The sequence below is a fragment of the Candidatus Methylomirabilota bacterium genome, assembly GCA_036005065.1.
Classification (GTDB): domain Bacteria; phylum Methylomirabilota; class Methylomirabilia; order Rokubacteriales; family DASRDR01; genus DASYQW01.
The window spans coordinates 1-12,157 of sequence record DASYQW010000382.1 but is presented as its reverse complement, the minus strand read 5'-3'; the positions used below and the strand labels follow the sequence as shown (position 1 = coordinate 12,157).

The 12,157-nt window shown below is 72.4% G+C and carries 10 protein-coding genes; all 10 read left to right on the top strand.

Translation table 11 applies throughout. From position 1 onward, the window contains the following. Positions 1 to 417 (top strand): SLBB domain-containing protein (locus tag VGW35_25770; GenBank protein HEV8311085.1); only part of this gene is annotated, 417 nt, incomplete at its 5' end. A gap of 16 nt (positions 418 to 433) precedes the next feature. Next, entirely contained in the window at positions 434 to 2,686 is a 2,253-nt protein-coding gene (locus VGW35_25765; protein HEV8311084.1) for a polysaccharide biosynthesis tyrosine autokinase, read from the top strand. Positions 2,687 to 2,721: 35 nt separating this feature from the next. After that, entirely contained in the window at positions 2,722 to 3,933 is a 1,212-nt protein-coding gene (locus tag VGW35_25760; GenBank protein ID HEV8311083.1) for a glycosyltransferase family 2 protein, read from the top strand. Continuing rightward, the gene (locus VGW35_25755) at positions 3,930 to 4,664 is read left to right on the top strand and encodes a sugar transferase (GenBank protein ID HEV8311082.1); all 735 of its coding nucleotides are present in this window, start codon (positions 3,930 to 3,932) and stop codon (positions 4,662 to 4,664) included. The genes VGW35_25760 and VGW35_25755 overlap by 4 nt, the downstream gene beginning before the upstream one ends. Next, positions 4,661 to 5,809 (top strand): WecB/TagA/CpsF family glycosyltransferase, encoded by a 1,149-nt coding sequence (locus tag VGW35_25750; GenBank protein HEV8311081.1) that lies wholly within the window; start codon positions 4,661 to 4,663, stop codon positions 5,807 to 5,809. Before VGW35_25755 ends, VGW35_25750 begins: the two co-directional genes overlap by 4 nt. Positions 5,810 to 5,843: 34 nt before the next feature. Next, positions 5,844 to 6,281, top strand: coding sequence for an STAS domain-containing protein (locus tag VGW35_25745; protein HEV8311080.1), 438 nt, complete (start codon positions 5,844 to 5,846; stop codon positions 6,279 to 6,281). A 20-nt stretch (positions 6,282 to 6,301) separates the two neighbouring features. Beyond that, positions 6,302 to 6,610: an STAS domain-containing protein gene (locus VGW35_25740; protein ID HEV8311079.1), complete on the top strand. Its 309-nt coding sequence runs from the start codon at positions 6,302 to 6,304 to the stop codon at positions 6,608 to 6,610. A 29-nt stretch (positions 6,611 to 6,639) separates the two neighbouring features. Next, positions 6,640 to 8,178: a sugar phosphate nucleotidyltransferase gene (locus VGW35_25735; GenBank protein HEV8311078.1), complete on the top strand. Its 1,539-nt coding sequence runs from the start codon at positions 6,640 to 6,642 to the stop codon at positions 8,176 to 8,178. Positions 8,179 to 8,206: 28 nt separating this feature from the next. After that, positions 8,207 to 10,405 carry an ATP-binding protein gene (locus VGW35_25730; GenBank protein ID HEV8311077.1) on the top strand — a complete coding sequence of 733 codons (2,199 nt, stop codon included), beginning with the start codon at positions 8,207 to 8,209 and terminating at the stop codon, positions 10,403 to 10,405. Then, positions 10,405 to 11,808, top strand: a complete 1,404-nt coding sequence (locus VGW35_25725; GenBank protein ID HEV8311076.1) for a sigma-54 dependent transcriptional regulator — start codon at positions 10,405 to 10,407, stop codon at positions 11,806 to 11,808. Before VGW35_25730 ends, VGW35_25725 begins: the two co-directional genes overlap by 1 nt. Positions 11,809 to 12,157: the final 349 nt, after the last annotated feature.

Sequence of the window (12,157 nt, the reverse complement as noted above, 5' to 3'; positions counted from 1 at the left end):
GCGGTGGACCTGGACACGCTGATGCGGACGGGAGACCCGCGGCAGAACGTGGTGGTGGAGGCGGGGGACGCGGTGTACGTGCCGGAGGCCAACGCCTACTACGTGGCGGGCGAGGTGGAGAAGCGGGGGGCGTACACGCTGCGGCGGGAGACGACGGTGTCGAAGGCGCTGACGGAGGCCGGGGGGGTGACGAAGCGGGCGGGGGGTGAGGTGAAGATCATCCGGACGCTTCCGACAGGGGAGCGGCGGGAGATGGGAGGGATCGACCTCAAGGCGGTGATGGCGGGGGACCGGACGAAGGACGTGCCGCTGCAGGCACAGGACGTGGTGGTGGTGCCGGCCAGCGGCGCGAAGGTGGCCGCGTACGGAACCCTCGATTTCCTGAAGGGCATCTTCAGCATCGGCATCGCTCCCTGAGCACAAGGAGACCAGGATGCAGCAGTTTCCGCACCGTGCCGTCGCCGCCCTGCCGGGCCGGCGGATCGTCGATATCGAGGCCGTCCCCCTGGACGGCGAGCGGCCTGCTCGCAGCATCTGGGAGATCCTGGTCACCCATCGGTGGCTGATCCTCGGGTTCACGATCGTGGTCGTGGCGGTGGTGGCCGCTTGGTCCTTCACGGCCCGCCCGATGTACGAGGCCTCGACGGTGCTCCAGATCGACCCCGAGCGGCCCCGCGTGGTCTCCTTCACGGAGGTGACCCCGGCGGAGGACGCCTCCACCGAGCGGATGTTCGATGCCTACTACCAGACGCAATTCGAGCTGATCGGCAGCAAGACCCTGCTGGCTCGTGTCGAGCAGTCGCTCAACCTTCGGAACCATTCGGCCTTCGCCCCCGGGATGCGCCGCAGCGAGCGCCTGCTCGCGTGGCTCGCCCCGTACGTGCCGAACCTCCGGACCAAGCCGCCGGAGATGCCGGATGCCGAAGAATTCCTCGAAGACCTGGACGAGGCCATCAAGGTCGAGCCGGTCAAGCGCAGCCGGCTCGTGCGCATCACGGCGCGGGTTCCCGATCGCGAGCTGGCGGCGCTCATCCCGAACCAGATGGCCAGCGAGTACATCTCCATGACGAACGCCCAGCGGAAGGACACCTCCGACGCCGCCAGCCGGTGGCTCGAGGGCCAGCTGAGCGGTCTCAAGTCTCGAACGGAGCAGGCCAGCGGAGCCATCCAGCAGTTCGTCCAGCAGCACAACCTCGTCCCGACGCGGGAGGGCAAGACGGAGTTCGTGCTCCAGCAGCTCGACGACCAGAACCGGGCCTACACCGAAGCCGAGAGCGAGCGCATGCAGAAAGAAGCGCGCTACCGCGTGCTGGCGTCGGCCGACCCGGATACCCTGGTCGCCGCTCTCGGGAGCGAGCTGGTCCGGAACCTCAAGGGCGAGTACACCAAGCTCGAGCGCGACGTGGCGCGCGCCCGCACCGTCTACGGACCGCAGCATCCGAAGATGATCGAGCTGGAGGCGGAGGCCTCGCTGGCCAAGCTGCGGCTCGACACCGAGATCAACAAGGCCAAGCAGGCGGTCGAGCAGGAGTACCAGGCGGCCACGCGGCGGGCCACCGAGCTGGGCCGGCGCCTGGACCAGCAGCGGCAGCTCGCCATCGGCCAGCACGCGCGCCAGATGCAGCTCCAGCTCCTCAAGAAGGAGGCGGAGACCACCGAGACCGTGTACGCGGACCTGATGAAGCGGCTCAAGGAGGTCCAGCTCGCCGGCGAGCTCCGGGTGACCAACGTGAAGATCGCCGACCCGGCCCGGCGGCCGCTGCGGGCCGCCAGCCCGAACAGGACCCGGGACCTGCTCCTGGCCACCGTCGGCGGCCTGATCGGCGGCATCGCCCTGGCCTTCGTCCGCGAGGCGGGAGACCACACGCTTCGCACGCCGCGCGACGTCAGCATGCTCATCCGCCTGCCGAACGTCGGCACGGTCCCGGCGGTGCGGGCCCATACGCGCCGGATGCTCCCGACGGTGGACGACCTCCCCGCGCGCGCGATTCCGGATGAGACCATGTCCTGGCCGGCTCAGATCGCCGGCGAGGCGTTCCGGTCGATTCGAGCCCTGGTCCTCCACAGCCGGGTCCTGGAGACGCCGCGCACGATCCTGGTGACGAGCTCGGAGCCGCAGGAAGGCAAGTCGTTCAACGCCGTCAACCTCGCCGTCACGCTGGCGGAAGCCGGCGAGACGGTGCTGCTGATCGACGCGGACTTCCGCCGAGCGTCGTGTCACCGCGCCTTCGGGCTCGAGCCGGCCGCCGTCGGGCTGTCGTCCATCCTCTACCGGGGGCTACCCCCGGAGGTGGCGCTCCTCACCACCGGCGTCGCCAACCTCACGTTCCTGCCGGCGGGGCCGAAGCCGCCCGATCCGGCGGCGCTGCTTTCGTCCGACCGGACCCGGACGCTCCTGGCGGGGCTCCGCGAGCGGTTCCCGCGGATCATCATCGACTCGCCCCCGGTCCTGGCGGTCTCCGACGCCTCGGTGCTCGCCACGCTCGTGGATGGCGTGCTCCTGGTCGTCCGCGCTCACGCCACCCCGGTGGAGGCCGTCCAGCTCGCCCGGGACCGCCTCGACACGATCGGGGCCCGGATCCTCGGGGTGGTGCTGAACGACGTCCGGTTGTCGCGCAATCGGTACTTCTATGCCGGCTACGGCTATCGGAACACGAACGATGGGGACTCGCGTGAGAGCGCCTGAGGCCGTCCCCGGCCGGGCCCGGTAGGGGCAGAGCCATGTGGCTCCTCGAGCTTCCGCTCATGGCCGTCGCCGCCCTCTTCACCGGGTATCTGGTCCTGATCACGGTGGCGGCGCTGACCGCGCGTCACCCCCGGAGTCCGGCGGGTCCCGCCCGCGATCGGTTCGCCGTGGTGGTGCCGGCCCACAACGAGGCCGCCGTGCTGCCCGGGCTGCTCTCGGCCCTGGCCGCCCTGGACTATCCGCGGGCGCGGTACGAGGTCATCGTCATCGCGGACAACTGTGACGACGCGACGGCGTCGGTCGCGCTGACGCACGGGGCCCGGGTGCTCCAGCGGACGGATCCGGTGCGGCGGAGCAAGGGGCACGCGCTGGCCTGGGGCCTGGCCCGGCTCACCACCGAGCGCCGCCACGACGCCTTCGTCATCCTCGACGCCGACACGCGGCCGGCGCCGGACCTCCTGACGCGGCTCGCCGCGGCGTTGCGGACCGGGGCGAGCGTCGTTCAGGGGTACTCCGCGGTCGGGAACCCGAACGAGAGCTGGCGCACGGCCCTCATGGCTGCCGACATGGCCCTCATCCACTACCTGCGGCCCGCCGGACGGCAAGCGCTCGGCGGATCGGCCGACCTCCAGGGCAGCGCCATGTGCTTGACGCGGGCGGTTCTGCGCAAGGTGCCGTGGGAGACGAGCTCGGTGGCCGAGGACCACGAGTACCACCTCCGCCTCCTGGCCCAGGGCATCCGAGTCACCTTCGCGCCGTCGGCGCGGGTCTCCACGATCATGGAGCCCACGATGAAGACGGCGCGCAGCCAGGAGCTCCGCTGGGAAGGCGGGCGGTTCGCCCTGGCCCGCCGGCACCTCGGCGCGCTCCTCCGCGCCGCCTGGCGCCAGCGCGCCTGGCTCCACCTCGACGCGGCGCTCGACTTGACGACCCCACCCTTCGCGCTCCTGGCGGCCGGCACCGCCGGGATGGCGGCCCTGCACGCCCTGATCTGGCTGGCCGGCGGCCCGGGCCTCCCCGCCGCCCTGTGGGCGGCGCTCCTGGCCGGACAGACCTTTTACGTCCTGGCCGGCTGCGCCCTGGCCCGGGTGCCCGTCCGGGCCTACGCGGCGCTGGCCGTCTATGGCCCGCTCTACGCGGTGGCCAAGGTCTGGTACTGCATCCTGGTCGCCGCGGGCGGCTCGCGGGAATGGGTCCCGACGCCCCGGCGGGTGGCGGCCGTGCCCGACAAGGCGGAAGCGGCGTGACGGCAGAGCGCGCGCGCCTCCTTCGCGAAACACATCGGCGCCTGGCCGGCGGCGGGCTCGGCTGGGCGCGCCGCCGGGATCTCGCCTACATCGCCGCCACCCGGGCGGCCTGGCGCCTCCGCGTGGCGATGGGCCCGTGGCTCAAGCGGATCATCGACATCGCGGGCGCCACCGCGCTCCTGATGGCCTTGGCGCCGCTCCTCATCCTCCTCGCGGTGGCGATCAAGCTCGAGGACGGCGGACCGATCTTCTTCCGCCAGGTGCGCGTGGGCAAGTTCGGGCGCCGCTTCGTGATGTTCAAGTTCCGCTCGATGGTGCCGAACGCCGAGGCCCTGAAGGCGCAGCTCCTCGCCCAGAACGAGATGCCCGACGGGATCCTGTTCAAGATCCGCAAGGACCCCCGGATCACGCGGACGGGGCGTCTCCTCCGCAAACTCTCCTTCGACGAGCTGCCGCAGCTCGTGAATGTCCTGCGGGGCGAGATGTCACTGGTCGGGCCGCGACCGCCGGTGCCCTCGGAGGTCGCCCTCTACGATCCCGCCCAGCGCCGTCGCCTCCTGGCCACGCCCGGCATCACCTGCATCTGGCAGGTGTCCGGCCGAAACCTCATCGACTTCCAGGGGCAGGTGCGGCTCGACGTCGAGTACATCGAGCGGCAGACGCTCGCGATGGATCTGGCGATCCTGGTCCGAACCATCCCGGCCGTGATCTCCGGCAAGGGGGCCTCATGACCGCCGTGGAGCGTACGGTGTTGCTGGGCGTCCCGCTGGCGCGGCTCGGGATGGCCGACACTCTGGACTGGATCGACCGGGCGCTCGCCTCGGGCGAGTCGCACCAGATCGCGACGGCCAACGTCAGCTTCCTCGCGCTGGCCCGCCGCGACCCGGACTTCCTGCGCATCCTGCAGGACGCCAGCCTGGTCACGGCCGACGGCATGCCGCTCTGCTGGGCCAGTCGCCTGCTGGGGGCGCCGGTCGGGGAGCGGGTCACCGGCGCCGATCTCGTCCCGAGCCTCTTCGCGCTGGCGGCTCGCCGAGGCTACCGCATCTTCCTGATGGGCCCGCCGCAGTCCACCGAGGAGGCGGCCCGTCGCCTCTGCGCCCGGTACCCCGGAGCCTCGGTCGTGGGGATCGAGACGCCGCCCTACGCGCCGATCGAGGACTGGGACAACGCGGCGTACTGCGCTCGGATCCGCGAGGCCCGGACCGACGCGCTGCTGCTGGGCTTCGGCGCGCCCAAACAGGAGCGCTGGATCGCGCGGTACCTCCCCGAGACCGGCGCCCGGGTTGCCATCGGGGTGGGGGGGACCTTCGATTTAGTCGCCGGGCGCGTCCGCCGCGCGCCGGCCACCCTCCAGGCCGTCGGCCTGGAATGGTTGTGGCGGCTCTGCGCGGAGCCGCGCCGCCTGTGGCGGCGGTACTTCTTCGACGCGGCGGTGGTGGGGCCGCGCCTGGTCGCCCAGCTGGCCTCCGCCCACCGCGCCGCCCGGCGAGCTCGCCGCGGCGCCGCCGGCCGGGCTCGGGTGCGTCGCGCCCGGGACGGAGGGTTCGTCCTGTCCCTGGCCGGCCGTCTCGACGCGTCCGAGCTCCCGGCGCTGCGCCACGCGATACGCGAGATCCGCGGGGCCCCGGTCAGCCTGGTCGTGGACGCAGCGGACGTGACCTATCTGGCGCCGACCGTGCTCGGTGAGCTCGTGGCTCTCGTGGGCTGGACCCGTGCGACGGGGGGCGGCGTCGTGTTCGTGGAATCTCCGGGCGTGAGTGGCTTGCTCGAGCGGGCGGGCCTCGACACGCTCGCGCCCCGGGCGCTGTCCGTGCCGGAAGCGCTCGGCCGCCTCAGGCAGGAACACAAGCGGCGCCTTGCGGTCGCCGCCTGACCGTGATGCTGACCCGGGTCAAGGAGATGGCGCTATGCAGGTAATGTCCCGTCAGATCGGTTCTGTGACCATCATGGCCGTCGAAGGGGAGTTGACGGTACCCACGGCGGGCGCGTTCTTGCGGCGCAGCCGGCTCATGCTGGCGCCCGTCGCTGCTCCGCTGGTGGCCGTGGACCTCGGCGGAGTCCGCCGGCTGGACTCGAGCGGGTTTTCCGCCCTGGTCGCCCTGCTCCGCGACGTGCAGCGACGGGGAGGCGAGGTGTGCCTGGTGAATCTCGGCCCCGAGGCGCGGCTCCTCCTCGAGATCATGCAGCTTCACCTGCTTTTCGACGTGCATGACGACCTGGCCTCGGCCGCTGAGGCCCTGACCGCCGCTCGGGAGGCGAGCCCGGCACCCACCGCGTCCCGCCGCCTGTTGGGCCGGATCCGGACCCGATCGGTGCCGCTCGCCGAGCGGCGCGCCGTCGGTTAGTCGCAAAGGAGGACGCCACCATGCCTCCCCGGCTACGGGTTCGCCGGCGCGAACGCGACCGGCAGCACGTCCTCAAGTTCGAGGGCCAGGTGGACGGCTCGACGGCCTGCCACGCCCTCGACGTTCTCGCGCGGACGCCTCCTGACGGGCGGGAGATCGTCCTCGATCTGTCATCGCTGACCGTCGTCGAGACCTTCGGCCTCGAGGTGCTGTCCCGGGGGCTCCGTGAGCTCGCGCGCGAGCGGCGGGTACGCATCCTCGGGGCGCCGCACCTCGTGCCCATGATGAACCAGCTGGCGGCGAGTCTGCGCGCCGAGCACGCGGCGTAGACGTCACCCGGACCGGGACGAGCGGTGAGATGAACGCGGTCATCCTGGCGGGTGGCAGCGGCACGCGCCTCCGGCCCCTCACGCTGGATCGGCCGGCCGCCCTGCTGCCCGTGGCCAACCGCCCCATCGTGGAGCATCTCCTCGAGCACCTGGGCCGCCATCGGGTGAGCGAGGTCACCTTCGCGCTCCATCACTGCCCCTACCCCTTGGAGGCCTGGCTCGGAGACGGCACGCGGTGGGGTCTCCGACTCCGGTACGTGCTCGAACGGTCTCCGCTGGGCACCGCGGGGGCTGCCCGTCGTATCGTCGCGCGCTGGACCGAGCCGGTCCTCCTCGCGGCCGGTACGGCCCTGACCACCGCCGACCTCGCGAAGGCGACGACCTTCCATCAGCTCCGCGGATCGGCGCTGACCCTCCTCGTGACACCCGCGGAAACGGACGCTGCCGAGATCGATCTGGACGACGAGGGATGCGTGATGCCCACCCCCTCACCCGACACGGTCCGCTGCGCACTGACGGGGCTCGCGATCGTCGAGCCGGCCGCGCTCGCCCTCGTGCCGGCGGGTGAGCCCTGCGACCTCGTGCGGGACCTGGTGCCGCGCCTGCTGGCTGCCGGTCAGATGGTCACCGGCTATCTGACCGACGAGCCCGGCCTCTTCGTCCGGACGCCGGAGGACCTCCGGGTGGCGAACCTGCGGGCGATCGCCGGGGATTTCTCGGGCCTCGTCCTCCCGGGCCTCGAGGTCCAGCCTGGCGTCTTCGTCTCCCATGGGGCGATGGTCCACCCGGCGGCGCGGCTCATCCCGCCCGTCCTGGTGGGCGCCAACGCCGTCATCGGCCGGGGGGCGACGATCGAGGCGACGGTCGTCGGCGAAGACGTCATGGTGGGGGCGCACTCCGGCGTCCAGAGCTCGGTGCTCCTGGCCCGGACCTACGTCGGCCGCGGCCTCAGCCTCAGCCGGGCGATCGTGGACCGCGACTGGCTCGGCCAGCCGGGTGGCGGCGCCTGGGTCAGCGTGCGGGATCCGCGGATCCTGGGGGACACCCGCGCCCCGTTGCGGCGTTCCCCGGGGAGCCTGTCGGGGCGGGGGATCGCGGCGGCCCTTCTCCTGATCGGCCTGCCCATCTGGCTGCCGATCCTGGCGGCCCTGGCGCTCGAGACGCGGGGGCGGCCGTTCCGCACCCGCCCGGTCGTCGGGGCCCGTGGCGGCGTGGCGCGCCTGCTGCGGGTCACCGTGCGCGGGCCGGTGGGGCGGCTCCTGCGTCGCCTCGGCCTCACCCGGGCGCCACATCTGTGGAACGTTCTCCGCGGGGACCTTCACTGGGTCGGCACCACCCCGCGCTCGCCGAGCGAGTGGGATGCGCTGGTCGCCCGGGCCGAGTTGCCTCTGGCGCCGCCGGGGCTCGTGAGTCTGGCCAGCCTCGCTCCCGCTCCGCTCCGCCGGTCTGACCGACTCGCGCTCGACCGCCTCTATGCGGCGACCCGCAGCCTCCGGGGCAACCTCCGCCTCCTCGCGGCGGCACTCCTGCGCCGCCTCGGGCTGCCCGTGCGCCTGTCGTGCCCCTGACCCATTCCACGTGAGACAATAAAGGCGTATGACGTGGCCCCTGGACCTGGCCGAGGGCCTGCGTCAGGCCCTCGGAAGTCCGGGCGCCGGAGCGATGCAGGACCTCCTCGCCTTTGCGCTCGCCCCGGGCGAGGGCGGGGCGTTGTTCCTGGCCGCTGACGGGGACGTGCGCCTGATCGGCGCAGTCCCCGCCCGGGCGCCCGTCGAACATCCGTCCATCCTCGCGCTGGCCCGGCGCGTCAGCGGCGGGCCGACGGCGCCGGGGGCGGTCCTGGCACCGGAGTCTCCGGTGACGCCGGACTGGCCCGTCGCCCTCGCCGTGCCACTCGCCTTCGGCGGCGAAGTTCGGGGAGCCCTCGTGCTCCTGGGACCTGCCGGACCCGGCGTGTCGGCGGACACGCGCGCCCGCGCGGCTTTCCTGGCCCCGGTCTTCGCCCTCCTGGCCGAGCGGGATCTCGCGCGGCAGCAGGTCCGCCGCGCCGAAGCCCACGTCGGGCACGCGCGCCAGCTGCTCCGGCTCGCCAAGCCCGGGCGAAGCCTCGACGAGATCAGCCAGGAGCTACTGGGTCTGGCCGTCAGCCTGGTCGGCGGGGACGTCGGTGGGCTCTGGTTCGGCGGGCACCGGCGTGAGGACTTCGAGCTTCGCGCGGCCCGCCGCGTCTTGAGCCGACGAGGCCCGCGGCGGACGCTGGCGCAGAGCGACGTCGAGCGGATCATGGGCATGGCCCCGGTCTGTGCTCCCCCAGCCCCGCTCGCGCTTCCCCGCGAGATCTTCCGGGACGACTCCGTGACCGCTGCCGTCCTGGTTCCCCTCCAGCCCGCCGATGAGCTGGTCGGGGTCCTGGGGGTCGCCCGGCTCGAGCCGGGACGCCCGTTCGCCGAGGCCGACGCCGGTCTCCTGGCCGAGCTGGCCGAGCTCGCCAGCGTTCCGGTCGTGAACGTGTGCCTTCGCGAAGACCTCCGGGAGCGGAAACGGCAGGTGTGGGCGACGCGTCGAATCGGCAAGGCCATCTCCGCCTGCCTCTCGCTCGAGGAGATCTTCCGGGTCGTCACCCGCGAGCTCCGCCGTATCATGGCCTTCGACGCCTCGGCCATCATCGTGGTCGACGAGAGCGGCGAGGACGGCCGCGTGATGGTGGGCCAGGCCGGCAAGGAGCCCCACACCCTTCCCTGGTCTCAGGAGTTCCAGGAGACCGTCACCGGTGGCGTCCTGCGCCCGCGGCGGGCGGCTATCGTTCCGGACGTCGATGCCGCCGTCCGGCCCGTGCTGCCGTTCATCCGAGACCTCCCGGGGACCCGCGCCCAGCTCAGCCTGCCCCTCGTCATCGAGCGCGAGACGGTGGGGGCGCTCATCCTGACGAGCCGCACGCGCGGTCGCTTCCGCCGGGCCGACGTCCGCCTCCTGCGGCCCGTCGCCGAGCAGCTCGCCATCGCGGTGCGCCACGCGCGGCTCCTGCGCGCCACGACCATCGGGCTCGAGGAGCGGCTCCGGCTGGAAGTTCGGCTGGCCCGAGCCGAGCGGTATGCGACGATCGGCCGGCTGGCGGGCGCCCTCGCGCACGAGATCCGCAACCCCCTCACAGTCATCGGAACCACCGTGCAGTACCTTCGCGACCGCCTGCCGGTCGAGGACGAGCGCCGGACGCTCCTGGATGCCGCGGACCGCAAGGTGCGCGAGATGGACGAATCGCTCGAGGGGCTGCTGAGCTTCTCGCGCCCACTGGAGCTCCGCCTTCAGCCCGCTCCGATCGAGCCGATCCTGACCGCGGTCGCCGAGTTCCTCCGCGTGCGGGCCGGCCAGCAGGGGGTCGAGGTGCGCGTGGAGGCCGAGCCGCCGCTCCACCGGGTGATGCTGGACGCGCGCCTCATGGAGCAGGCCTTCCTCAACCTCGCGCTGAACGCGCTGGACGCCATGCCGAGCGGAGGGCGGCTCACCTTCGCGGCCCGGAACGCCGAGGACCGGAACCTCCTGGTCATCGTCACCGACACCGGCGTCGGCATCGATGATGCGCAGCTGGCGGCCATCTTCGAGCCCTACTACACCACCAAGCGGCGTGGCACCGGGCTGGGGCTGGCCGTCACTCGCCGGATCATCGAGGAGCACGGCGGCGCGATCGAGGCGACCAGCGAGCCCGGGCGCGGGACGACCTTCCTGGTCATCCTGCCCGCGGCGCCGAGAGACCCACCGGTCGCGCCGGCGGCCTCGCCGCCGCCCGGGGAGGGCTGATGGCGCAGACCCGCATCCTGCTCGTCGACGACGAGCCGGAGATCTGCTGGATCCTCTCCCGCGCCCTCGGCGAGGTCGGGTACGACGTCAGCACCGCCGAGACGGCCCAGGGCGCGGTGGCGGCCTTCGAGGCGCAGCCGCCGGAGGTGACCCTGCTCGACCTCCGCTTGCCCGACGGAGATGGGCTCGAGGTCCTGCGCCGAGTCCGGGAGCTGGACGAGTACGCTCCGGTGGTCATGCTCACGGGCCACGGGACGATCGAGTCGGCCGTGCGCGCCATGAAGCTCGGCGCGTTCGACTACCTGATCAAGCCCGTGCACCTCGAGGAGGTGCGGGTCGTCATCGAGAAGGCGCTGGAGACGCGGCGTCTTCAAGCCGAAGTCCAGACGCTTCGGGCCGCCATGCGCGAGCGCGCGAACCCCGACGATCTCGTCGGGGGAAGTCACTCGATGGAAGAGCTGCGACAGTTCATCGCGCGGGTCGCGCCCTACGACGTGACCATCCTGATCCGCGGGGAGAGCGGGACCGGCAAAGAGCTGGTAGCGCACGCCGTCCACGCGCTGAGCCGCCGCCGGCGGGGGCCGTTCATCCCTCTGGACTGCGCGGCACTGCCGGAGACGCTCGTGGAGTCCGAGCTCTTCGGGCACGAGCGCGGGGCCTTTACCGGGGCAACCCAGCGGCGGCTGGGCCGGTTCGAGCTCGCTCATGGAGGCACCCTGTTTCTCGACGAGATCGGCAACCTGCCGCTCTCGACCCAGATGAAGCTCCTGCGGGTCCTGGAGGATCGGGCCATCAGCCGTCTCGGCGGCCGTGGTCAGATCCCGATCGACGTGCGGATCGTCGCCGCGACCCACGTGAACTTCGAGGACGCCATCCGGGAAGGGCGGTTCCGCGAGGACCTCTACCACCGACTGAACGAGTTCACGATCCATGTCCCCGCGCTCCGCGAGCGGACCGAGGACATTCCCGCGCTCGTCGAGCACTTCCTCAAGCGCATCGGTGATGAGCTGGGCAAGCCGGTCGGCGGCGTGAGTCCCGAGGCCAACGAGATTCTGAAGGCCTACCCCTGGCCGGGCAACGTCCGCGAGCTCCGCAACGCCCTCAAGCGGGCCGCCGTGCTGGCCGAGGGGACCATTACGCGCGAGGACCTGCCGGGGGAGCTGCGCGGCCGGGCGGCGGCGCCCGTGTCGCCGGCGGGGTCGCTCACGTCGCTGAAGGATGTCGTGCGCCACGCGGTCGAGACGGCCGAGCGGGACCTGATCATGCGCACGCTCGAACGAACGCGCTGGAACCGTGCCCAGGCGGCGCGCATCCTGGGAATCAACTACAAGACCCTCTACAACAAGCTCCGGGAGTACGGGCTCCTCCGCGACGAGTCCGAAGCCGACCGCCTGGCTGACTGATCCCCCGTCACGGCCGATCACGGGGCGGCGCCGGGTTACTCCGACCCACTTCCTCGGAGCTTGTCGGAGTAACCACGCGCGAACCCCTCGCTGAGCTGCCGCGGGTCAGTGTTCCACTCCGAGCGCGGGCTTGCCCGCGGGCCCACCCGCCCAACCCGAGAGGTGGGGGGTGGGCCTGGGAGGGGCCGCGGAGGCCTCCTCCCATGATCTCACCGGGATCGGCGCGTCCTCACGCCGGCGAGCCGCCGCGTGCGCGCCGAGGAAGACCGTGGCGGCGGCGACCACGCGTGGGTCGCGGAGGATGCGACGGTGGCCCAGCCCGTCGGTCTCGAGCAACTCGGCGCCCGGC

Excerpts from the sequence above, each read along its gene's own strand:
- VGW35_25730 (HEV8311077.1), top strand. The coding sequence starts at position 8,207 with ATGACGTGGCCCCTGGACCTGGCCGAGGGCCTGCGTCAGGCCCTCGGA.
- VGW35_25740 (HEV8311079.1), top strand. The coding sequence starts at position 6,302 with ATGCCTCCCCGGCTACGGGTTCGCCGGCGCGAACGCGACCGGCAGCAC.
- VGW35_25725 (HEV8311076.1), top strand. The coding sequence starts at position 10,405 with ATGGCGCAGACCCGCATCCTGCTCGTCGACGACGAGCCGGAGATCTGC.
- VGW35_25760 (HEV8311083.1), top strand. The coding sequence starts at position 2,722 with ATGTGGCTCCTCGAGCTTCCGCTCATGGCCGTCGCCGCCCTCTTCACC.
- VGW35_25765 (HEV8311084.1), top strand. The coding sequence starts at position 434 with ATGCAGCAGTTTCCGCACCGTGCCGTCGCCGCCCTGCCGGGCCGGCGG.
- VGW35_25750 (HEV8311081.1), top strand. The coding sequence starts at position 4,661 with ATGACCGCCGTGGAGCGTACGGTGTTGCTGGGCGTCCCGCTGGCGCGG.
- VGW35_25745 (HEV8311080.1), top strand. The coding sequence starts at position 5,844 with ATGCAGGTAATGTCCCGTCAGATCGGTTCTGTGACCATCATGGCCGTC.
- VGW35_25735 (HEV8311078.1), top strand. The coding sequence starts at position 6,640 with ATGAACGCGGTCATCCTGGCGGGTGGCAGCGGCACGCGCCTCCGGCCC.